Origin of the sequence: Coleofasciculus sp. FACHB-1120, assembly GCF_014698845.1 — a bacterium.
Taxonomy (GTDB): Bacteria; Cyanobacteriota; Cyanobacteriia; order Cyanobacteriales; family FACHB-T130; genus FACHB-T130.
On record NZ_JACJTV010000012.1, the window covers coordinates 109,687 to 132,060 of the forward strand.

At 47.5% G+C, this 22,374-nt stretch carries 23 protein-coding genes; 11 read left to right on the plus strand and 12 right to left on the minus strand.

Features of this window, described 5'->3' with window-relative positions; all coding sequences use genetic code 11:
• The first annotated feature begins 109 nt into the window (after window positions 1-109).
• Complete coding sequence (locus H6H02_RS13715; RefSeq protein WP_190818538.1) at window positions 110-568, plus strand: hypothetical protein; 459 nt, start codon at window positions 110-112, stop codon at window positions 566-568.
• Between the two features lie 118 nt (window positions 569-686).
• Here the strand turns inward: H6H02_RS13715 and H6H02_RS13720 are convergent, their stop codons facing one another.
• The 7 genes from H6H02_RS13720 to H6H02_RS13750 form a co-directional block, all read right to left on the minus strand.
• Window positions 687-2,804, minus strand: a complete 2,118-nt coding sequence (locus tag H6H02_RS13720; protein ID WP_190818612.1) for a cation:proton antiporter — start codon at window positions 2,802-2,804, stop codon at window positions 687-689.
• Between the two features lie 322 nt (window positions 2,805-3,126).
• Window positions 3,127-3,795, minus strand: coding sequence for an HAS-barrel domain-containing protein (locus tag H6H02_RS13725; RefSeq protein ID WP_190818540.1), 669 nt, complete (start codon window positions 3,793-3,795; stop codon window positions 3,127-3,129).
• Between the two features lie 118 nt (window positions 3,796-3,913).
• Window positions 3,914-4,111, minus strand: a complete 198-nt coding sequence (locus H6H02_RS13730; protein WP_190818546.1) for an NAD(P)H dehydrogenase subunit NdhS — start codon at window positions 4,109-4,111, stop codon at window positions 3,914-3,916.
• Window positions 4,112-4,206: 95 nt separating this feature from the next.
• Window positions 4,207-5,460 carry a rod shape-determining protein RodA gene (gene rodA, locus H6H02_RS13735; protein ID WP_190818549.1) on the minus strand — a complete coding sequence of 418 codons (1,254 nt, stop codon included), beginning with the start codon at window positions 5,458-5,460 and terminating at the stop codon, window positions 4,207-4,209.
• A 71-nt stretch (window positions 5,461-5,531) separates the two neighbouring features.
• Complete coding sequence (locus H6H02_RS13740; protein ID WP_190818551.1) at window positions 5,532-6,596, minus strand: Mrp/NBP35 family ATP-binding protein; 1,065 nt, start codon at window positions 6,594-6,596, stop codon at window positions 5,532-5,534.
• Window positions 6,597-6,830: 234 nt separating this feature from the next.
• Window positions 6,831-7,322 (minus strand): SRPBCC family protein, encoded by a 492-nt coding sequence (locus tag H6H02_RS13745; RefSeq protein WP_190818553.1) that lies wholly within the window; start codon window positions 7,320-7,322, stop codon window positions 6,831-6,833.
• The gene (locus tag H6H02_RS13750) at window positions 7,319-7,651 is read right to left on the minus strand and encodes a hypothetical protein (protein WP_190818555.1); all 333 of its coding nucleotides are present in this window, start codon (window positions 7,649-7,651) and stop codon (window positions 7,319-7,321) included. Before H6H02_RS13750 ends, H6H02_RS13745 begins: the two co-directional genes overlap by 4 nt.
• Window positions 7,652-7,720: 69 nt before the next feature.
• Here H6H02_RS13750 and hemF point away from each other — a divergent pair, with 69 nt between their 5' ends.
• The 3 genes from hemF (at window position 7,721) to H6H02_RS13765 (ending at window position 9,919) form a co-directional block, all read left to right on the plus strand.
• Entirely contained in the window at window positions 7,721-8,767 is a 1,047-nt protein-coding gene (hemF, locus tag H6H02_RS13755) for an oxygen-dependent coproporphyrinogen oxidase (RefSeq protein ID WP_190818558.1), read from the plus strand.
• 73 nt (window positions 8,768-8,840) lie between these two features.
• Window positions 8,841-9,263, plus strand: coding sequence for an anti-sigma factor antagonist (locus H6H02_RS13760; protein WP_190818560.1), 423 nt, complete (start codon window positions 8,841-8,843; stop codon window positions 9,261-9,263).
• Window positions 9,264-9,550: 287 nt separating this feature from the next.
• Complete coding sequence (locus tag H6H02_RS13765; protein WP_190411700.1) at window positions 9,551-9,919, plus strand: STAS domain-containing protein; 369 nt, start codon at window positions 9,551-9,553, stop codon at window positions 9,917-9,919.
• Window positions 9,920-9,974: 55 nt separating this feature from the next.
• Here H6H02_RS13765 and H6H02_RS13770 read toward each other — a convergent pair whose 3' ends face one another.
• Window positions 9,975-10,589: a chromophore lyase CpcT/CpeT gene (locus tag H6H02_RS13770; RefSeq protein ID WP_190818562.1), complete on the minus strand. Its 615-nt coding sequence runs from the start codon at window positions 10,587-10,589 to the stop codon at window positions 9,975-9,977.
• A 218-nt stretch (window positions 10,590-10,807) separates the two neighbouring features.
• Between H6H02_RS13770 and psb29 the strand changes: the two genes are divergently transcribed.
• The gene (psb29, locus tag H6H02_RS13775) at window positions 10,808-11,545 is read left to right on the plus strand and encodes a photosystem II biogenesis protein Psp29 (RefSeq protein ID WP_190425383.1); all 738 of its coding nucleotides are present in this window, start codon (window positions 10,808-10,810) and stop codon (window positions 11,543-11,545) included.
• 450 nt (window positions 11,546-11,995) lie between these two features.
• Here psb29 and trxA read toward each other — a convergent pair whose 3' ends face one another.
• On the minus strand, window positions 11,996-12,313 hold the full coding sequence (gene trxA / locus H6H02_RS13780) for a thioredoxin (protein WP_190411703.1): 318 nt from the start codon (window positions 12,311-12,313) through the stop codon (window positions 11,996-11,998).
• 141 nt (window positions 12,314-12,454) lie between these two features.
• Between trxA and fabG the strand changes: the two genes are divergently transcribed.
• Window positions 12,455-13,219, plus strand: a complete 765-nt coding sequence (gene fabG / locus H6H02_RS13785) for a 3-oxoacyl-[acyl-carrier-protein] reductase (protein ID WP_190411704.1) — start codon at window positions 12,455-12,457, stop codon at window positions 13,217-13,219.
• Window positions 13,220-13,353: 134 nt separating this feature from the next.
• The gene (locus H6H02_RS13790) at window positions 13,354-13,653 is read left to right on the plus strand and encodes a protealysin inhibitor emfourin (protein WP_190818564.1); all 300 of its coding nucleotides are present in this window, start codon (window positions 13,354-13,356) and stop codon (window positions 13,651-13,653) included.
• Between the two features lie 45 nt (window positions 13,654-13,698).
• Here H6H02_RS13790 and H6H02_RS13795 read toward each other — a convergent pair whose 3' ends face one another.
• Complete coding sequence (locus tag H6H02_RS13795) at window positions 13,699-14,769, minus strand: M4 family metallopeptidase (RefSeq protein WP_242040698.1); 1,071 nt, start codon at window positions 14,767-14,769, stop codon at window positions 13,699-13,701.
• 248 nt (window positions 14,770-15,017) lie between these two features.
• Between H6H02_RS13795 and groL the strand changes: the two genes are divergently transcribed.
• The 4 genes from groL to H6H02_RS13815 all read left to right on the plus strand — a co-directional run bounded on the left by groL (window position 15,018) and on the right by H6H02_RS13815 (window position 20,248).
• Window positions 15,018-16,694 (plus strand): chaperonin GroEL, encoded by a 1,677-nt coding sequence (groL, locus tag H6H02_RS13800; protein WP_190818566.1) that lies wholly within the window; start codon window positions 15,018-15,020, stop codon window positions 16,692-16,694.
• Between the two features lie 332 nt (window positions 16,695-17,026).
• Window positions 17,027-18,199 carry a hypothetical protein gene (locus tag H6H02_RS13805; RefSeq protein WP_190818568.1) on the plus strand — a complete coding sequence of 391 codons (1,173 nt, stop codon included), beginning with the start codon at window positions 17,027-17,029 and terminating at the stop codon, window positions 18,197-18,199.
• Window positions 18,200-18,250: 51 nt separating this feature from the next.
• Window positions 18,251-19,420 carry a magnesium/cobalt transporter CorA gene (gene corA / locus H6H02_RS13810; RefSeq protein WP_190818570.1) on the plus strand — a complete coding sequence of 390 codons (1,170 nt, stop codon included), beginning with the start codon at window positions 18,251-18,253 and terminating at the stop codon, window positions 19,418-19,420.
• A 162-nt stretch (window positions 19,421-19,582) separates the two neighbouring features.
• Window positions 19,583-20,248: a hypothetical protein gene (locus H6H02_RS13815; protein WP_190818573.1), complete on the plus strand. Its 666-nt coding sequence runs from the start codon at window positions 19,583-19,585 to the stop codon at window positions 20,246-20,248.
• Between the two features lie 142 nt (window positions 20,249-20,390).
• Here H6H02_RS13815 and H6H02_RS13820 read toward each other — a convergent pair whose 3' ends face one another.
• On the minus strand, window positions 20,391-21,218 hold the full coding sequence (locus H6H02_RS13820) for a DnaJ domain-containing protein (protein WP_190818575.1): 828 nt from the start codon (window positions 21,216-21,218) through the stop codon (window positions 20,391-20,393).
• Between the two features lie 99 nt (window positions 21,219-21,317).
• Window positions 21,318-22,280, minus strand: a complete 963-nt coding sequence (gene cysK, locus H6H02_RS13825; protein ID WP_190818577.1) for a cysteine synthase A — start codon at window positions 22,278-22,280, stop codon at window positions 21,318-21,320.
• Window positions 22,281-22,374: the final 94 nt, after the last annotated feature.

A 22,374-nucleotide genomic window follows, 5' to 3' on the forward strand; every position in this document is an offset into this window, starting at 1 on the left:
CTGGGTTACACTCTCCTTCTTACGAGGGAAGAAGAAAAGGGTTGTTTAAAGTAGAATACGCCCGTAAAGTTAGGGTGCCCAGTTTTATTAATTTAAAGACAAAATACCAATGCGATATTTTGCCGAAGTGCAAAAAAATGAATCATCGGGCAGTCTGGAATTGCGAATCCTAGCTGAGCAAACCTCTGACAATATCTGGGCAGTGGTGGAGAAGGAATCTGTCGTTCCTGCCGCTGAGATTCCATCCTTAAGTGAAGGTTTGTTGGTTCTGGCAGACCTTGGTGAGAATCAGCAGATTCTAAGTATCCACGAAGCCAAAAACTGGGTTCTGGATTTAGTGCAGCAGTACCTGACCAGTAGCATTACTCCCGCTTTTTTGCAGCAGGAAGCAGAACGCGCTGAACACTGGCGGCAAGACCTTACATTACAAAGCCAGGAATTGGCTCGCAAAAATTTGGAAATGGAAGCGCGTCGCGAACAAATCCAAACTTTAGAACAAGAACTCGAACAGAAAAAAAAGCAACTAGAAACCTTAGAAGCAGACCTAAAAAAGAGAGGCAGCAACTAGAGGGAACGCCGCATCAGGGGACATTTACAATCAACACAACACTTCCGGGATAAAGAACCCGAACCCCCAACCCCACCCCTGACAGGGCATGGGTAGGGCAGAATTGAAAAACCAAAAACTAACTTAAAACATTATCGTTAGCAACCCTTGACGATGGCTTGGGGAGAAGGACGCCCGTGGTGGTTCGTTGCGGCTCCCCTAACAGCACTACAGAGCAAGCGAGATGCTGAACCAGTTGGGTCGTGACATCGCTAACTTCCAGACCGCCCGCAGTGCGGTATCGTAGCGATCGCAAGACAATTAAATCAAAAGAGCGAGCTGCATTAAGAATCGCTTGCGCCACATTCTCATGCTTAATCACTTCAATCTCAAAGTTCGTGTTCGGTGCCCACTTCGAGGCGACAAGAGACAGTTGCGATCGCGTCCACGCTACCTTAGCATCCGAAGTTCTAGTATTGCAGACGTGTAACAACGTTACCTGAGCTTGATTGGAATCGGCTAGAATTTTCGCAAACCGTAACGGTTGTGTCCCTTGCCCCGTCAAGTTTTCCACCGGCACCAAAATGCGGTGAAAATTCAGAGGCGAATCCAAAAGGCGTGTCACCACAACTGGACAATGGGACGCCCACAGCACGCTATCAATCACATTGCCAAACAAACGCGCCCTGAAGCCCGTCCGTTTGCCCCAGCCCATCACAATTAAACTCGCTTTTTGTTCGCGGCTGGCGCGGCTAATTCCGCGAGCAATGTCGTCATCAAGCCGCAGTAACGGCTCAGTTCTCACACCCAGTTCGCCAGCGAGTTCCGTGGCTCGATCCAGAAGCATCTCACTCCGTTGGAACGCGGCTTCCATCTGCGGTGCGTCCATCTGAGCATTTGTTGTCGTAATGGCTAAAGGCACAATTCGTCCAGCTTCATGCCGCGCCAATAGCGCCGCCATTTCCATCAAATACTTCTCAGTCTGCGGATTGTATACAGGTACAACCACTGTAAAGGGACGGTCTGCTAATGCTTTTTCTCCCTCCAGGTGGGTTGTCTCGCTTCCAATTGGCTCAGCTTCCGTTACGGTTAATCCAGGTGCGAACCGACTGGTAATCACAGGTCCTAGCGTTGCCGTCACCAGCATTAAGACAATAACACTGTTTAAAACCTCTTCTGTTAGTAGTCCAACCCGGTAGCCAACGAGAGTAGCAGCCAGCGTTGCCGCCACCTGCGGTAGCGACAGCGACCACATCACGAGCATCTCGCGCCAGTTGTAGCGGTAGACGAATTTAGCCAACAGAGCCGCTAAAAACTTACTACTAATCAAACCCACCACAATCGCTAGCGTTAGCCAGATAGAGCTGAGCGTTTTAATAAAAGCTGGGATATCAATTAGTAGCCCCATATCCACAAAGAAAATCGGGATAAACAGGACGCTTCCGACAAAAACTACCTTTTCCTTTACTTGCCCTTCTCCCACGACATCATTCACCGCCAGACCGGCAAGGAAAGCTCCGACAATTTTTTCCACCCCAATTAGCTGGGCACCCAACGCCGCAAGAAATAGTGCCAGAAGTACAAACAAAAATTGATTGCCTTCTTCTTGCCCAGTGCGTCGGAAAAACTCTCGACCCGCCCAATCAAAGCCAAACAAAATGACGGCCGAGTAGACAATCAACGACCCAAAAAGGGTGAACAGCTTCACAATCGTGAAGTCACCCCCATGAATTCCCACACAAACAGCCAATACCAGTAGAGCGCCAACATCAGTGAAGATGGTTGCTCCAATTGTCACCGTGACGGCTTCGTTCCCCACAACGCCGAGACGACTCACAATCGGGTAAGCCAAGAGGGTATGGGAGGCAAACAGAGAGCCGATCAAAATTGAAGCGTTCCAGTCAAAGTTGAATACACGCCCCACAATTGTTCCCATAATTAGGGGCACTAAAAAGGTAAACGTGCCAAAACCGGCAGAGCGATGCTTCGTTTTGCGGAACTGTTCAATGTCAACTTCTAGCCCTGCCACAAACATCAGGTAAACTAACCCGATATCTGATAGCAGCTTCATCGTCTCTGATTCTTTCTGAAGCAGCTGCAACCCATTAGGCCCAAGAACCACTCCCGCTACCAGCAAACCAACCAGTCCTGGCAGTCGCAGCCGCTCAAAAAAGATGGGCACGGTCAAGATGACTACTAGCAAAAGAGCGAAGGGAACGATTGGTTCCTTTCGGAACACTTCCAAAATTGGTTCCATAAATAGCGGCTTGGAGATGAGTTTGAAGCAATGCTTCCAAAACTCAGCATCGATGCTGAGTTTTGGAAGCATGGTGGTATCACTGGAGACATCCTACAGAAAAACCGTTTTTTGCGCCCTACCCTAAAGAAATAGGGGTACAGGGTGCAGTAGATTCAGTATATTTTGGATCTTATTTTGGATCTATGAAGGCACCCAACGGAAAGGTGCTTGACGGAAGTAGAGTTGCAGAAGCTTTTATGCCCTTAAGCGCCAAGGACGGATATTTCGAGGACAAGACACCTTTAATTCTGAGGCGTTAAGCTTCTAAGGTATCTGCTACCTATAAACGGATTTGGCTCAAGATATACCTCAAACGGTCGTAGTCGTCCTTGAGAAGGACGCTGAGGGTTCGTCCTGCCTTTACTAACCAGTCACGGTCAGCCTTGCGTAGTTGATAAATTTCTCGAATCGCTGCTGCAATCAGCGCCTCCACGGGCGCACCCATAACCTGCAATAAGGTTCTTAAGAAATCCATCTGTTCGCTGAAGTGAACAATTTCGTCCGGTTCGCATTGATAAACCGCTTGATGAATTTGCGGCGGACGAGGCGGCAGGTACTGATAAATCGTTCCACCGAGTCGCTTAGAACCATTGACCCCTTGATGGGTGGCTTCAAACCCAACAATTGCAGCGCGGAACTCAGTTTTCAGCATGGCAAATATTTGGGGTTGCTGCTCTCGCAGTTCCTGCAATGATAACCCCAAAGCTCTTGCCCGGTGAATGGAATCAATTGGGCTGGTCGCCGCATGATAAACAACAGCAAAGACGAGGTTTCCCGACTCTTCATCTGTAGCCTTAACCCAGCTGCCAAAGGCTGGCATGACGGGGAAGCTCAAGTCTTCCGGATCGAGACACTGTGCCAGGAATTCAGTCGTTGCCGTCTCAATCACCTCAGCAATATGGTTGGCGGGGCGATCGCCTGTGGCAAACTGTGGCAGGGGAAGTCGCATATTTTTAGTAATGGATAATTGGCAATGGGTAATCTAATCAGTAATTCATGATTCAGGGTTCATTGCGGAAGGATGATGAACCTTGAACCATGACGAATCAATTACTCTTTTCCCAATCTTATTTGGCTTTTTTGCGACCCGCTGTTGTCTGGGCAAGTTCTAATTCTGATAGTTGGAAGGTGACTAGTTTATCCCAATTTCCTCCTTCAAATAGAACTGCTGCCTTGCCCTCGCTAACCCTTTGGACTAGCCCTTTATAGCCGTAGTAGATATCGTTAGTATTCTTTACTTGAACAGCGGCTCCAGGCAGAATCATGATTTTTTCTCGGTTAAGTTTTCTTTTATTAGCTTAATAGCAGTTAGCTGTCATTCGTCATATCAAATGAGTGATGTATGATGAATGACCAAAAGCTAGAACTTCAATCGGTGCCGATAATTTGCTACAGACTCTACAATCCCCAGCGCCAAAAAATTCTTTAACATCGCCGAACGACCATAACTAATCCAGGGAAGGGGAATGCCAGTTACGGGTGCAAGTCCCATCGTCATGCCGAGGTTAACGACCACCTGAAACACAATCATCGATAAGACGCCGATGGCTAATAGAGAACCGAAGTTGTCTTTGGCGTTTTGGGCAATAATCACCAAGCGCAGGCAGATCACCCAAAAGATAAATAGCATAAACAAACTGCCTGCAAGACCAAGTTCTTCCCCAATTGCAGAGAAAATGAAGTCAGTGTGCTGTTCCGGAATAAAGTTAAGTTGGGTTTGGGTTCCCTTGTGAAGTCCTCGTCCCCAGAATTCGCCTGCGCCAATGGCAATTCGAGATTGGATGAGGTGGTATCCGCCACCGAGAGGGTCTAGATCCGGATTAAGGAACAAAATCAATCTGTCTTTTTGATAGTCTTTCAACACTCCCCAGAAGATTTGTCCTAACTCGCCTCCCACCAAGTTGACGACAATCGCTCCGATGGCACCTGACAAGGGCCACGGTAAGGTTCGCCAACCAATAATGCCCATGATTGCCGTCCAGATGAACCATCCGGGCATAAAGATGTTAAATAAGATAGCCGAAATCACCGGAGAAGCTAGCAGGATTAGCCAACCAGGATTGGCATTCCCCCAGTAGAGCATACCTAACACGATCGCTCCAAACACCAAGGAGGTTCCTAGGTCGGGCTGCACAAATACTAAAATCCAGGGAACCGCAGTCACGCCCAAAGCTCTCAAAACAGCGGGAATCGTGGAGGCTGGTCGAGCATGGAGAATAGCAGCTAGGGTGATAATTACGCCTAATTTGGCAAATTCAGAGGGTTGAATGTTAAAGCTGCCGATAGTAATCCATCGTTGGGCACCTTTGGCGGAGGTACCAATAATCATCACCCCGATCAGGGACAAATTGGTGATGGCATAAAGAACCCAGTGCCACTGGAGCAGGTTTTCATAACGCGATCGCGCGATAAACATCGCCACTGCCAAACCAATACCGCCCATCAGCCAGTGCCACCACCAGTCGGTCAATCCCTGGTTAAGTTCGGCACTGCGGATCATTACCCCGCCAAAAATGGTGAGACCAACAGTCAGTATCAGTAGCAGCCAATCTACCTCCTGCCAAGGCGAGAGCAGTGATCGCCAGCGAAAACCAGTTAGTGACTTATGCAACATTGCTAAACAATTAAAAATTAAAAGTTAAAAATTAAAAAGGCAAATTTTTTACTTTACCTTTTTAATTTTTCTTAAGTTAAGGCAGCGACAGAAACTTTGCCCGCGATCGCTTGAGCGATCGCCATCAGCGCTTTGGCAGAAGCCGACTCTGGATCGGCAACCACAATGGGCACTCCTGCATCGCCCCCCTCTCGCACGGGCATTTCTAGCGGTACGCATCCCAGCAACGGCACGCCGAGTTCTTGCGCCATCTTTTCACCGCCTCCAGAGCCAAAAATGTCATACTGCTTATCGGGCATATCCGGCGGAATAAAATAACTCATATTTTCCACCATTCCCAACACGGATACTCCCAACTGCTGGAACATCTTCAAGCCCTTGCGCGAATCCAACAAAGCCACCGTCTGCGGCGTCGTCACAATGACTACTCCAGCCATTGGCACCGCCTGCGCTAGCGTTAACTGGGCATCTCCAGTGCCGGGGGGCATATCCACAATCAAATAATCTAGTTCGCCCCACTGTACTTGGTAGAGAAACTGGCGAATAATTCCATTCAGCATGGGTCCCCGCCAGATCACCGGCTGATCCTTGTCAATCAAAAACCCCATCGAAACTAATTTGACGCCATAGTTAAAAGCGGGTTCCAACTCTTCACCATTGGCACCTTGCCGCACGCTTATCTTGGCGTCTGACAATCCCAGCATTGTCGGGTCATTAGGCCCATAAATATCCGCATCAATCAGACCGACTTTAGCTCCTAAATGTGCTAAAGCCACTGCCACATTCACCGCTACAGTACTTTTTCCCACACCGCCCTTGCCACTAGAAATCGCGATGATATTCTTTACACCAGAAATTCCAGCGCGATCCGGAAGCGATTTTTGTTGGGGTGTCTCAGCGGTGACATCCACCACGACATCTGTCACTTCTGGTAAATTTTTCTTGAGCGCCTGTTCGCACTCTTCCACAATGAACTGGCGCAACGGACAGGCGGGTGTTGTCAGCACCAGAGTGAAGCTGACTTTTCCGGAGTCAATTTGCACATTGCGAATCATGTTCAACTCGACCAAACTCTTACGGAGTTCGGGATCTTGCACGGGTCGCAATACTTCTAAAACTGAGCTGGCATCAAGCATAACTAGGTTACTTGCATTCCTTATCCCAGATATTGCAACTGGGACAAAACGATCGGGGTTCTCTCTCTTCAAGTATCTTAACGGTTTGCTTGCAGCGATCGCGCTATCCAGTTCAGGTTCTAATTTTGGATTGCTAATTACGAATTAGGAATTGATAACTCCCTCTGTTTGCCTCTCCCTCTCTCCTGAAACCTATAGTCTCAGTTCTCAGTCCTAACTCCTCAATCCTCTTGCCTAGCCTTGAGCTTGTAAACCGACTTCTTCGGCAGCTTGGGCTAATTCACTGGCAACACGGGCCGAATAAGAGCCAATCATCCACCAAATTAAAGGTGACAACCAACCGCGCAACGTCACTGAATAAGATACATACGTGCCGCAGACAGTGGATTCTACCTGGTAAGTCACCCGTTTCTCAACTCCTGGGATTGCCAGCATTCTCACACTGAGTAACTCACAGGGACGGACGCGCTCAACAAAAACCCGAATAGGAATTGGTAGCCAGCGCGTGACTACCTTGTAAATCAGTCCCGGTTTGGCAATCAACCCGCTGGGGACATTGGTGCTGGCAAGTAGAGGATGCCATGATACATCGCCCAGATTGATTAATTTTTGCCACAGGACATCCACCGAAGCAGAGCTTACGGCGCGGTAAGTCCGAACCAGGGAAAACTTAAAGAAAAAACCCTCTCGCCTAGCGATAAACTTTAAGGAAAAATTGAGAATCACAACACTCCTCCTCGCAGCGAGTTTTCAAGGGAACTTATTACTTTAAGCCAAGGGATCAACAGGTAGCATCCCCCTGTAGGATATTTCGAGAGTAGCCTGTAGACGCTTTCTTCAAGTATGTTGCTTGGGTTCAGACAGACCCGATTATGCTGTTTGGGTTCAGGCAGACCCGATTTAAGATAGGCTGTAAGTTCCCCGGCGATCGCATAGAGTTGAGTGCTTTGACCCGATAAAAGCGGCTCACCCTCACCCCGAAAAGCAAGCTGACGTGGTACAAGCGATCGCCTGCGTACAAGCTGATATCTGGGTAAACTCAGGCGAACTCCCATCCCGATTTATTCAATTCAATACCTTTTGCCTTTCCCAATCGCTTTTGTGAACAATATTGACTTGAGATTATGACAGCTTTTCAGACGGACGTAACTACTTCTGCTAAGGTTTTGCCCCCAGATGACTCGAAAGCTAGGGTCAGCCAGTTTATGCAGCAGCTGCAAGACCAAATCTGCGAAGGTTTGGAACAACTGGATGGAGTTGGGAAATTTCAACAAGATGCCTGGGAACGAGAAGAAGGCGGCGGCGGTCGTTCCCGCGTCCTCCGCGAGGGCGCAGTTTTTGAACAGGGTGGGGTTAATTTTTCTGAAGTCTGGGGTCAACAGTTACCTCCGTCGATTCTGGCACAACGCCCAGAGGCGGCTGGGCACGGCTTTTATGCGACTGGCACCTCAATGGTGTTGCATCCGCGAAATCCCTACGTCCCCACCGTTCACCTCAATTATCGCTACTTTGAGGCAGGGCCAGTTTGGTGGTTTGGCGGCGGGATCGATTTAACCCCTTACTACCCATTTGCAGAAGATGTCGCCCAATTTCACCGCACTTTAAAGCAAGCCTGCGATGCCCACCACCCAGAGTACTACCCCACGTTTAAACTCTGGTGCGATGAATATTTTTATCTTAAGCATCGGCAAGAAACGCGGGGCGTTGGAGGACTCTTTTTTGACTATCAAGATGGTCAGGGAGCCTTGTATCGCGGTCCGCACGCCGATGGTCCAGCCGCTGTTTACAGCAACCAAGTGGGTACGCCAGAGCCTCGCAACTGGGAAGATTTGTTCGCTTTTGTGCAGAATTGCGGTCAGACATTTTTACCAGCTTACGTTCCCATTGCCGAGCGGCGGCAAAAGATGGAATATAGCGATCGCCAGCGGAATTTTCAGCTATATCGTCGCGGTCGCTATGTGGAATTTAACCTCGTCTACGACCGAGGCACCATTTTTGGTCTTCAGACGAACGGGCGCACGGAGTCAATTCTGATGTCTTTACCGCCTCTGGTTCGCTGGGAATATGGCTATCAACCCGAACCGAACACCCCAGAAGCCGAGCTTTATGAAACTTTCTTAAAGCCGCAAGATTGGGCAAACTGGACCCGTCCTTCGGAATCGCCGGTCTGAGTTAGACTACGGGAAAAATCCCGCTTTTGTCCCACCCGGTTGATATACTTGCCCATCTCTGAGGTGAGTGTCCGTGCTTCACATCGACCAGAAAACCTACACGACCCAAAACGGCACGACGATTATCGTTTTGACACCAACAGGACGGCTGGATATTACCACAGCTTGGCAGTTTCGCGAGAAGTTACAGGAGTGTCTTTATACACTTAGTCGTCATGTGGTTGTGAATCTTGGGAGAGTGAATTTCATTGATAGTTCTGGACTCACCTCATTGGTGGCAGGGATGCGAGATGCGGACAAAGTAAACGGGAGTTTCCGGCTTTGTAATTTGCTTCCAGCCGCCAAGGTAGTGCTGGAAGTCACCATGATGGATTCAGTATTGGAAATCTACGAGAACTGTAACGACTGCTTCAACTACCCAGATGCCCGTGGAAGAATCTCCTCCCCTAGAAAAGGAAGCGACCCCTTTTTCCCGGATACTGAAGCAGATTTGTGACTGAGATGGGCATCTTCTCCCTGTAGGACTCTGAGTGCTATCTTCGTGGGTGTAGCAGCGGGCGATCGCGCAAATCCAGTCTTCGAGAAGCCGAATTTAATGTAATTTTTCTAAAGCTTTGCTTTAAGATTAGGCGAGCTGAAAGATTGGTAGCTCTAATCTCTGAGTTAGAGTTAGACTACTGAAAGCTCAAATCATGGGAGCAATCGTAGTAAAATGCGGCTCCTTTCTAGATATTAAATCTAGATATTAATTATAGACGGAGCTTCTGGAGCAAGGAGGTTTTGGTGATTCATATCGATCAGAGAACACATACGACTCAAGACGGGACGACAGTCATCGTCTTAGCCCCCACTGGACGCCTGGATATTACAACAGCATGGCAGTTTCGCCTGAAGTTGCAGGAATGTATTTCAAAACTCAGTCGCCACGTAGTTGTGAATCTCGGTCAAGTTAATTTTATTGACAGCTCTGGTCTAACATCCTTGGTGGCAGGAATGCGAGATGCTGACAAAGTAAAAGGCAGTTTCCGTATTTGTAACGTCCATCCAGAGGCAAAACTCGTCTTTGAAGTCACCATGATGGATTCGGTGTTTGAAATTTTTGAAACCGAGGAAGAGGCTCTTGAAGGAGTGCCCCGCAGCATGGTTAGCTAAATCATTCGTGAGTGATTCAGTTAGTTAATCGTCCTTAACCGAGGGAAAACAGACTTCAAATCGCTAGCTCAGCGGAAAAATCTTCCCGCTTAGTGAAAATATAGGGGCCAAGCAGTGCCCCCCAGATGGCTCTTCCTGTTTGGGGGTCAATTCCCTTGTCATAGCTTTTAAATTCTAAATACCGAGCCTCAAACCCCAGAGAAACTTGGTAAGTTTCTCCTTGATAGGTAAAGCAGCAGGGGGCATCAGTCGCGGGTGCAGTAGAAAATTGATAGGTATTTTGGGCTAAGAGTTGCTGAGTGACGGCGAGGGTACAGCCGGGGAGAAGTTCCATCTGTTCCGGTGTAAGCGTCTTTAGCAACGCTGGATTTTGACCGGCACCCCTGACCCGATCGGGTTCTTTGAGCATATAGTATTGCACCATCAGCGCATCATCGCGGGTGTCGCTTTGGCGCAGGCGTAGAATCCGAGGACGATAGGGGCGATCCAGTTGCAGGACGTTCGCTTGCTCTGCAAACAGGGTGAGGCTATCTTCTGCAAACAGCGGGATAGGTCGCAGCCAAAGGCGGAGATTGACGTACCAAGCGGGTTCTCTTGTCGCTTGTTCTGGATTCTCAAATTCCCCAGCCATATATTGAGCTAGGAGCATTAGTTCAGGAGAAAAAGTCATCGGGAATGGCTCATCGATAATGGGTAATCAGTCATCGGAATTTAGGAGAAGGAAGACGTTTCTCTAATTGCTAAATCCCCTTTTCCCAGTTCCAAAAGACTAATTTCTACGATCCCCGGCAATACAATGCCGGGAGTCTCTACAAGACATTGCCTTGGCAAAGGTGTCCAAAAGCTGTGACAATGAGTTTACATCGCCCTCAAACTTAAAATTTTCCGGTGAATAACGTCCGCACTGTATCAGACACCAAAAGAACTTTCTATACCCTACACACCCGCCCCATTAACTCCATCTACCGGCGGGTGGTAGAAGAGTTGATGGTGGAAATGCACTTGCTTTCGGTCAATGTGGACTTTCGCTACGACCCCATTTATGCATTGGGCGTGGTGACATCCTTTAACCGCTTCATGCAAGGCTATCGACCAGAACGAGATAAAGAACCGATTTTTGAAGCCCTCTGTCGAGCAGTCGAGAACGAGCCGCAACAGTACAAGCAGGATGCCCAGCGGCTGGAAGAATTAGCTATGCGTCTGGGTGGGAAGGATATCGTTGCCTGGTTAAACCCAACGGCTCCTAGTCACGGCGCTGATGACTTGCACGCTGCTGTGCAGGCGATCGCTAACAATTCTCCGTTTAAGTACAGCCGTTTGTTTGCGATTGGTTTATTTACGCTGCTGGAAGTAGCAGATTCCGATTTGGTAAAAGACGAAAAGCAGCGGATTGAGGCGCTCAAGCAAATCTGTAATGCCTTAAACCTGCCAGAAGATAAATTGCTCAAAGACCTAGAGCTGTATCGCAGCAATTTGGAGAAAATGGCTCAAATGCAGCTGGCTATGGAAGATATGCTAAAAGCAGATCGAAAAAAACGCGAGCAACGTGGGGATAAAGGGGTTGTGGTGGCTCCTCCCAATAGTTCTCCAGAATCAAGCGTTGCTCCAGGCACTTCTCAAGACTAGGCAACTTGTGTTGAAGCTGAGAAAGCCTTCCGTATGATAGCGATCGCTCATCCGATTCCCTTTTGATGGGCTAAACATCCGTAAGTGGTAATGGGTCTTTAGTCATTTGCCAAGAGTCATTAGCAACAAACTAATGACTCTTGGCAGATGATTTAAGGGTTCGCTTTCTTTAGCGTTGTTGATTACCAACTGCTCTCCAGAAATGAAGTTCGGTTTGGCATCTCGGTGGTGAAATGCAGCCTCCCCTCGCAGCACTTATCCCAGCTTTCCGAGATCCGCACTAAGTTGAGAGATTAGCCCGGAAGTCAAGTTCCGGGCTGGCTTGGCACCTGACTCAGAAGCCGGCAAGATAGGAGTTCCCGTACATATCCGCGTCTGCGATCGTCAGCAGCTCCGGATGCTTTCACCAAAGAGAGCTATTGGTTACACCCAGATACTGCCGATGTAGCCTTAAACCAACGCTTCTAGGCGCTGGATGAGTTGTGGAGCTGTCAGCACACCCTCAATGCGCTCAACTACCTGACTATTTTTAAATAAAACCAACGTTGGTAGGGCGTGAATTTGATATTGGCTCGCCAAGTTTGGATATTTATCCGTATCAATTTTTACAACCTGTAACCGTTCGTTCATCTGGGCGCTTACCTGCTCCAGAATCGGGACCATCATCTGACAAGGACCGCACCAAGTCGCGTAAAAATCCACCAACACTGGCTTTTCAGACCCAGACAGTAACTCTTGGAAATTGTTGAACTGCTTTTTAGTTGCCATGCGATCAAAGTGTTTTCTGCTCTTTCACGACAATCGTAATCTTTTGGCGTATTGATTCGTTCAGTCCGAGGTACGAATCGACCTAAGATCGTTAGCGCAGTTAAATAACCGCGTTCATAACGGATCGAGAGGAATTTATTGATGGAAGCATTGCCAGAGAGCCAGCAAAGATTGCGCGGACAGGTTGCCATCGTTACCGGCGCTTCACGAGGAATTGGTCGAGCGATCGCCCTAGAATTGGCATCTGAGGGAGCCAGTGTAGCGATTAACTATGCCAGTTCTAGTGGAGCAGCCGAAGAAGTCGTGAGTGAAATTACCGCAGCAGGCGGTAGTGCGATCGCCCTCCAAGCAGACGTATCCAAAGCCGATCAAGTAGACGCCCTCCTGAACACCGTGATGGAGAAGTGGAAGCGCGTTGATGTCTTGGTGAATAATGCTGGAATTACCCGCGATACCCTGTTGTTGCGGATGAAGCCGGAAGATTGGCAAGCCGTGATTGACCTTAACCTCACTGGCGTCTTTTTGTGTACGCGAGCTATCAGTAAGGTGATGCTGAAGCAACGCTCCGGGCGCATTATTAATATTTCATCCGTTGCCGGTCAGATGGGCAACCCCGGTCAGGCAAACTACAGCGCTGCCAAAGCGGGAGTGATTGGGTTTACGAAAACCGTCGCCAAAGAACTCGCCACTCGCGGCATTACAGTCAATGCTGTTGCCCCTGGATTTATCGCCACCGATATGACGAGCAATATCAAATCAGAGGAAATCTTAAAATTCATCCCCCTCGGTCGTTACGGTCAACCAGAGGAGGTTGCTGGTTTAGTTCGATTCCTAGCCGCCGATCCGGCTGCCGCCTATATCACGGGTCAAACGCTCAATGTGGACGGCGGTATGGTGATGGCATAGCGACCATAGCGGCAGAGGACTGTGAGCGTAGTGACGCTCTCCTCGCGGTCGGAGTGGGAAAGAGAGAGGCAGACAAAGAACAACATCCATCACTGCTTACTATGGAGTTAGTCTTGCTCCCCGTGAGGGAAACTATGCGAATTTCTTTTGAACGGACAGGCGGCTTTGCTGGGATGCGCTTGACAAAAGTCTTTGACACTACCACTCTGCCTGCAAATGAAGCAAATCAGCTGTGCCTCCTCGTTGACGCAGCTGATTTCTTTGATTTGCCTGCCACCATCACTTCCAACAGTCCCCAACCCGACCGTTTTCAGTACAAGCTAACGGTGGAAGAAAACACTCAGCAACATACGGTCTTGGTAGGTGAAGCTGCCATACCTGGAACCTTAAGACCGCTGATGGACTGGTTGATGGCAGCCGCACGCAGAAATTAAAAATGAAGAATTGCCTCTTCCATTAAAAATGGAAGCCTTTTTAATTTAAATCACTCCCACTTCTTTCCAACCTGTGCGGACTGCATTTTGCTCCTGAGAGCCTTCCCCGTAAAGTTCTCCAGCGACTTTAACGAGAGTATTCGCAGCCCGTTTAAAATTCGCTCTAGAACGAAGGCGATCGCGTAAAGCGATATACCAGATTTTCCCTGCCTTTTCCCAAGCGTAGCCACCAATTTCCACCGCTGCTAAATAAAAGGCACGATTGGCAATTCCTGAATTGATATGCACGCCCCCGTTATCTTCCAGCCCTTTATAGCGGTCTTTATAAGTCGCAGGCTGGGGGTCTTTGCCTAGCACTGGGTCGTCGTAAGCTGTCCCCGGTGCCTTCATTGAGCGAATCCCAACGCCCTTAACATTGGCGGTAAACAAACCTTCCCCGATAATCCAGTCAGCTTCCTCGGCGGTCTGATTGAGAACCCGCTGTTTTACCAGAGAACCAAAGACATCGGAAAAAGATTCGTTCAGTGCGCCGGATTCGCCGTAATAGATTAAATTGGCTTCATATTGGGTAACGCCGTGGGTTAGCTCATGCCCAATCACATCAATCGCCTTAGTAAAGCGTTCAAAAATCTCTCCATCCCCATCACCGTAGACCATTTGGTCGCCGTTCCAAAAAGCGTTGTCATACTTCACGTCAAAATGAACCGTCGAGTCCAAACGCAGCCCTCGATCGTCGATGGAGTTCCGCTCGAACAACTCTTCGTACAAGTCATAAGTCGCACCCGATCCGTCGTAGGCTTCGTTGATCGCAGGATCGTCGCTGGGCGGATCGCCTTCACTACGCGCCAAGGTGCCTGGTAGGTCGCTGCCATTTTTGGCATCAAAGATGGTACGACGCTTCTCACCTGCTGATACTGCAAACGAGATATTACCGACTGTCAAGCGTCGTCCCCGAAACTGTTCTGACGTAGTTAAGGTTTGAAAAGCCCATGCCCGCTGCTCAGGGTTGCCATTTTGGAGAACCTCCCTCAGCATATGAGGAGGAACGATACAACAAATAGGATGAAGTCTACCGCAGCAAGGTTGCACTGCCGCTCTTTTTTTTCTTGACTGCATAAATGATTTCCTTTGTCAACTAGATTTCAGAAGGTGGATGATCAACCCATTCAATCCAATCCGTTCTAGTTATCAAGAATTGGGCAATTTCGTTACAAAAAGTAACTCAAACGTCTGATTGATCGCTCTAGCTGTTTATTATGTACCTCCTCCATATCAGTTGAGGTGAGGAGTCTTATCCTTTGGGATTAGCACTCGGTGCCAGTGAGTGCTAAATTGGAAGATCGGAAGCGCTCTTGAAACCGAATATGGCGAAGTTAATTGCATTTAATGACGAATCGCGGCGGGCGCTAGAGCGGGGAGTAAATGCCCTGGCAGACGCCGTTAAGATTACGCTGGGGCCGAAGGGACGAAATGTCCTTCTGGAGAAAAAGTTTGGCGCACCCCAAATTGTGAACGATGGGATCACCGTTGCCAAGGAAATTGAATTAGAAGATCCCTTGGAAAACACAGGCGCTAGACTCATTCAGGAAGTAGCGTCAAAAACCAAGGATATCGCTGGTGATGGCACGACTACGGCAACGGTTCTAGCTCAAGCGATGATTCGTGAGGGTTTAAAGAACGTAGCGGCTGGGGCGAACCCAGTGAGTCTGCGCCGGGGAATCGAAAAAACGATTGCCCTGTTAGTGGAGGAAATTGCAGCGATCGCGAAGCCAGTGGAAGGGAGTGCGATCGCGCAAGTGGCAACCGTCTCCGCTGGTAACGATGAAGAAGTCGGCAAAATGATTGCCGAAGCAATGGATAAAGTCACCAAAGACGGCGTGATCACCGTTGAAGAATCCAAATCGATGGCAACCGAACTGGATGTCGTTGAGGGGATGCAGATCGACCGCGGCTACATTTCTCCTTACTTCATCACCGATGCCGAACGAATGGTGGTGGAATATGAAAACGTCCGAATTTTGATGACGGATAAGAAAATCAACTCCATTCAAGATTTGATTCCCGTCTTAGAAAAAGTTGCCCGTTCCGGTCAAGCTTTGCTGATTGTTGCCGAAGACATCGAAGGGGAAGCTTTGGCAACTTTGGTGGTAAACAAAGCGCGGGGCGTACTGAACGTAGCCGCCATCAAAGCGCCTGGATTTGGCGAACGACGCAAAGCAATGCTGCAAGATATCGCCGTTCTCACCGGCGGTCAGCTAATTTCAGAAGAAGTTGGTTTGAGCCTAGATACCGTCTCCCTAGAGATGCTGGGAACCGCTCAGAAAATCACCATTGATAAAGAAAACACTACTATTGTCGCTGGTGATGCCAAGACAGCAGATGTGCAAAAGCGGATTGCCCAAATTCGTAAGCAGCTAGAAGAAACGGATTCTGACTACGACACAGAAAAGCTGCAAGAGCGAATTGCTAAGCTAGCCGGTGGTGTCGCTGTCATCAAAGTGGGTGCGGCGACCGAAACCGAACTCAAAGACCGCAAGCTGCGGATTGAAGACGCCCTCAACGCGACCAAAGCCGCTGTGGAAGAAGGTATCGTTCCGGGTGGTGGCGCGACGCTGATTTACCTGAGCAAGAAAGTTGCCCAGATCAAAGATAGCCTGGACACCGAAGAAAAAGTCGGTGCTGACATTGTGGGCAAATCTCTAGAAGCTCCCCTGCGTCAGATGGCAGATAATGCCGGTGTCGAAGGCTCCGTCATTGTTGAGAAGGTGCGCGAGACTGATTTGAATATCGGTTACAACGCGGCTACCGACACCTTTGAAGACCTGATCGCTGCTGGGATTATCGACCCTGCGAAAGTTGTACGTTCGGCGTTGCAAAATGCCGGTTCGATTGCCGGGATGGTGTTGACCACTGAAGCCCTTGTTGTTGAGAAGCCTGAGAAGCCAGGAGCTGGTGCCCCCGATATGGGCGGCATGGGCGGCATGGGCGGCATGGGCGGCATGGGCGGCATGGGCGGCATGGGCGGCATGGGCATGATGTAGTCCATTGCTCCCGCTCACAGCGCCCATAGGTTGTAAACCTGTGGCTACAAAAACAAAGCCCGCTTTTGAGGGCTGAAGAAAAGCAGCTTGTCCTTTGAGATAGGCTGCTTTTTTATAGCGATCGCTCCGCAGTCAGAGTGTTACAGTATTGAAAAATTCCAGCATTCAAACATAATTAACTGGGAAAACTCCTCAAACTTCTGTTTAATCAGCGTTCTGGATAAACTGTGCCCTTGGATGCAAAGACTGTTAGTTTGGGTGAATTCTAGGGAACCCTATATAGAGGTAATTCTTCGGAAAATTGTCACTCAGTCAGAGGTTTAAATTTAACGATGTTAGTTTTTTTTATTCATGGTGTTGCCACACGGACTGTTCAATATGCAGATAATTTGAAACTTCTCATTAAAAATGAGTTTGACCAAAGAGGTGAATCTTTACCCCACTTATACTCCAGTTTTTGGGGAAATATATTAACTGATGTAGACAAAATATGGAATGTTATTCATCAAGATTTAAAAGAGCTTAAGAAGGAACATTCCCAAACTGCTATTGACGATATATTTCGTTATAAAGAACTTAGGCAAGGATTTCTTTCTCAGTTCAGCGGGGATTTTTTAACTTATTTTAATCCAGAACGTGGAGAGGCAATTAGAAAACTGATTGCACAGCAATTATATGATTTTCTAAAAAACAATCCTGAAGAAACTGAACTCCATATCGTTGCACACTCTTTAGGAAGTGTTATCCTATGGGACGTTTTATTTTCTGAAAGATTTAGTCTTCAAGATCCAGCCGCTGACATTCGGGCAATGATTTCTGGTTTTAATTCATCTAGTAACCTAAAAAAGGTTACTTTAAAAAGTATTACTACAATGGGTTCACCTATATTATTATTAAATACGATGTTACAAGTCAGCCCTGAGAAAGTAAAAATCTTTGCGGATAGCTATCAAAAAGCTCCTCTTCGATGGATTAATATGATTCATTCTTCCGATATTATTGCTTACCCCCTGCGGTCAAGCTTAAATATAAACTCAGGTGATAATCTGTTTTTCCGAGATGAGTATATTTCAACTAATGCTAACCCTCTAGAAAAAGCCGCACGTAGTATTGGTCAACTTGAAGCAGCAATGGCTTTAGGGGCAGCTGATGGTCATGCTTGGTACTGGCAGTGTCAAAGAACAGCAAGTTTGATCGCAGATAATATTTTAGATGGAAAGAAAGCCCCAAGCTTGAATAACAGTATGCTCCAAGAGGTGACTACTCGTTTATACAGAGTGCCAGGGATGACTAATGATAAAGAAAATAATTCTAAGATCGCCATAGTATATTTAAAGTTTAAAGATGGCAGTGGTACGCTCCGCATGTTTGTAAATCCTCTCCAAGTTCATCATGTTTATGTTTTTGATAATCAAGATGTTTGTAAATTTGGGGGATATGTTGGATGGCTTCATACTGCGGGTCTAAAGGAAGAAATTGAGTCTATCCAAAGAAAATATTGCTAATTAGAATAGGGAAGACTCTAAAACAAATATTCATCTACAAGGTAAACCTGTATGACACAAAGACGCCCCCAGCCTGTGGAAGTAGTCACACAAGACAATGAATACGAAGAGGATGACAATTCTTTGTTTGAAGACTTTTACGATAAACCCGGTAGTCTACCGGGAACAATTTTTATTGATAAAAATGCTCCGGCACCCAAAATTATCTTAATTGACTACAACGAGGCGAACCGCGTCTGCATGCCAGTTGAGACACCAACAGCGTGTGCTAGCTATTTGGATACAGATTCGGTTTCTTGGGTAGATGTGCTGGGCTTAGGAAGTGAAGAAATTTTGCGAGAATTGGGACAGGTTTTTCATTTACATCCATTGGTTTTGGAAGATGTGGTAAATGTACCCCAGCGACCGAAAGTGGAGGATCAGGGAGACCATCTGGTGATTATTAGCCGGATGGTGATGCCTAAAGAAAAAGGTGCTGGCTTCTACAGCGAACAAGTGAGTTTAATATTGGGGAAACATTATTTGCTCACTGTGCAGGAGGAACCACTCCGGGATTGCTTTACACCCGTGCGCGATCGCATCCGTCACAATAAGGGTACTATCCGCAAGCGCGGTGCCGATTATTTAGCCTACGCCCTGTTAGATTCAATTATCGATGGCTTTTTTCCGGTGCTGGAAGTTTATGGCGAGCGAATTGAAGACTTAGAGGAAGAAGTTATCGCCAATCCTACACGCAAGACTCTAGATAAAATCTATCAAGTTAGGCGCGAGCTGTTGGCACTCCGTCGCGCTATTTGGCCCCAGCGAGATGCCATAAATTCCTTAATTCGAGATGGTAGCCCTCTAATTTGTGAAGAGGTGCGGATTTACCTAAGAGATTGTTACGATCATGCGGTTCAAGTCATGGATATGGTAGAAACATATCGAGAACTATCCTCTGGGTTAATGGATGTTTATATGTCCTCGGTTAGTAACAGAATGAATGAAGTAATGAAGCTTTTAACGGTGATTTCCAGTATTTTTATCCCCCTCACTTTTGTTGCTGGAATTTACGGGATGAACTTTAATACAGAAAAATCCCCATTTAATATGCCAGAACTAAACTGGTATTTGGGCTATCCGCTTTGCTGGGCATTGATGATAGCGATCGCATCTGGTTTAATCTACTTTTTCTGGCGGCGCGGCTGGTTTGATAATTTTTCCACCGTTAAGGATGACTAATATTATTTTCATCGATTAGTTTTTTATCAGATGGATTTTTTTGCTAAGAAGTAATGGGAGAGAAAAGCTTGGCTTTAAATCTTTTACTTTTTAGTTTAAAAAGTAGCATTTGTAATTTAACGCTTTCCCCCATTACCAATTACCAATTACCAATCACTGATTTTGGATGACCGCAATTTATTCATTCTAACTGTCTATATTATCTGTGTCACTTACGTTTTATACCGAGTGTTTAAATCGGTAGATAGAAATCAAGTGATCATCCATCTCGATCGGGAATCCTTGAATGGACAACTGGAAGCACAAAACTTAAAAGAGCGTGTCGATATCCAATTTAAACTGGAAAAGCGATACCAACTAGATCGGCTGCGCGAACTATCGATCCAGATTGACAATAAATCCCCGGAGCATTCAATTGACGTAGACTGGGATCGCAGTTCGCTCACAGATTTTGACGCGCGATCGCGTCGAGTGATTCGCCTGACGCCCAGCATGATTCTGGATCTCTCCCAGCGTCAAGTTTATAGCTTCATTGGAGCTGGAAATATTCTTAAAGAAAAAATAACTGTTGAAGACGTTCTCCAGCGCGATACACAAACCGATGTTTTGAAAATCTCAGCGCCCCTTTTTGATCCATCTAAGCTCAAAAAACTCTCTAGTCCTGAGAGTACGCTGCAATTTTCTCTGATGCTGGTACTGCATCTATTGAGGTCTACGGGTGAGACAGGCAATTCCGTTACTCACATTTTGTCTTGTGACTTTACAGTTAAAAAAGCTCCTTGGACAGATGTGATGAGTTGGACGCCCAGAACAAAAATTAAAAATTGAGGAATCGTTTAATTTTTAATTTTTGTTCTGGGCAATGGAGAGGCTTTACTTTTATCCAAGCCCTGTTATCAGAGTAGAGGGACGGTACAGAAAAAGCCCTTATTAGTAATGAGAAAAAAAGCTAGTTTCTAATTTTTAATGGTTAAGCAATGTCTTTGACGGCATATTGTGCTTCGCAGCGTAAACCAGTGGCAATTCTAAAAAGTTCTTGACCTGTGTGCAGGTAGCCTTCATCATAGTTGAGCGTAAAAAGCTCTAACTCTTCGATGCCATCCGCTACTTGATTGAGACAGTAGTAAAGGTGAACTGCTGCACCAGCAACATTGGCTGGATTAGGCAAAGAACGAAAAGCCAGCTGAGCTTGTTTGAGATAATTGCGACATTCTTTCAGGTAAGCCTGAAATTGTTCCATCAGCTCATCATCAAAAGGATCGGCTGAGAGTTGGTCTAGTTGGTCTGCCAGAGGATTAAGAATGCGACAGATCAGGCGATTGACCGGCACATAGACTTTCTGAAGCCATTGCTCCAGTTGTTCGTCGGCATCTATTGCTGTCTGTCGATGCGCGTAGTGTCGGTTTTCGGTGTTGGCTTGCTGTTGTCGATGCGCGTAGTATCGGCTTTCGGTATCGGCTTGCTGTTGCCGCTGGTATCGCGCCGAAGCATCGGCTTGCTGGTATCGCGCCGAAGTATATGTCGCTGATGATTCGGCTTGTCGCGACGAATAATTGCTAACAGATTGTTCGTGTCTCTGGCGATCTTTGAGCAGCATCTGGTCGTAAGACTGCCGCTGTTGAGGGTCGCCCAGGACTTCGTAAGCAGCATTAATCCGGACAATTTGCTCGTGATTAGCTGTTTCGCGATTACCGTCTGGATGAAACAGCTTTACTAGACGCCGGTAGGCTTGCTTGATTTGTACCGGCGTCGCTGCGGGACTGACATCAAGGGTGTCGTAGTGAGTAGAATCTGTCATGGAAATAGCTTTTGTCATGAGCCATTAGTCATTAGTGGGTTCCTTATGACTGACGACTCATGACCTTTTAACTAATGACGACTAACAGTTACTGTAACGTCAACCCAGCACAGCTGGCACTCGCGGTTCTGGATCTTGGAACAGGGGTGTACTTAAGTAGCGTTCTCCAAAGCTAGGCTGCACCATGACAATCAATCGCCCCTCATTTTCGGGGCGCTGAGCGATTTTAATGGCAGCGTAGAGGGCAGCACCCGTAGAAATGCCGGAAAGCAGTCCTTCTTCACGAGCAAGACGACGACCGTATGCGATCGCATCATCATCTGTCACCGTGATTACCTCATCAATCAGCTCAACTTTCAGCACTTGGGGAATAAACCCAGCACCGATGCCCTGAATTTTATGAGGACCAGGGCGTCCGCCGGACAACACTGAGCTACTGATGGGTTCGACAGCGATCGCTTTAAAACCGGGTTTCCGTGGTTTAATCACCTCTGCAACACCTGTAAGCGTGCCGCCAGTGCCCACTCCAGCGACCAGGATATCCACCTGCCCGTCGGTATCCTCCCAGATTTCCTCAGCAGTGGTTTCCCGGTGAATCTGGACGTTGGCTGGATTGCTAAACTGTTGCAGCATATAAGCATTAGGCGTGCTGTCAACAATCTCCTGCGCCCTACGAATGCAGCGGCTCATCCCCTCAATGCCAGGGGTCAGTTCCAAGTCTGCTCCATAAGCCCGCAGCATCGCCCGTCGTTCTGTACTCATCGTGTCTGGCATCGTCAAGATCAGCCGATAACCCTTGGCTGCTGCCGCCATCGCTAGAGCAATACCAGTATTTCCAGAAGTCGGTTCGACTAAGATTGTTTTGCCGGGGTGGATCAACCCCTGCTCTTCTGCCGCATTAATCATACTCACCCCAATGCGGTCTTTGACCGAGGCAGCTGGGTTCATCCCCTCCAATTTCACCACGATCCGAGCCAAACACCCTTCCTGTTGGGGAATCCGGTTCAACTGTACTAAAGGCGTCCGACCGATTAATTCTGTAATGTTTTGAGCAATCCGCATAGATTTTAGTTTTTTTCTTGGTTATGAGGAGTCACAAGTCAACATCAATCATTAAAAAGCGCAAAATTAAAAATTAAAAGAAGCATACTTCATT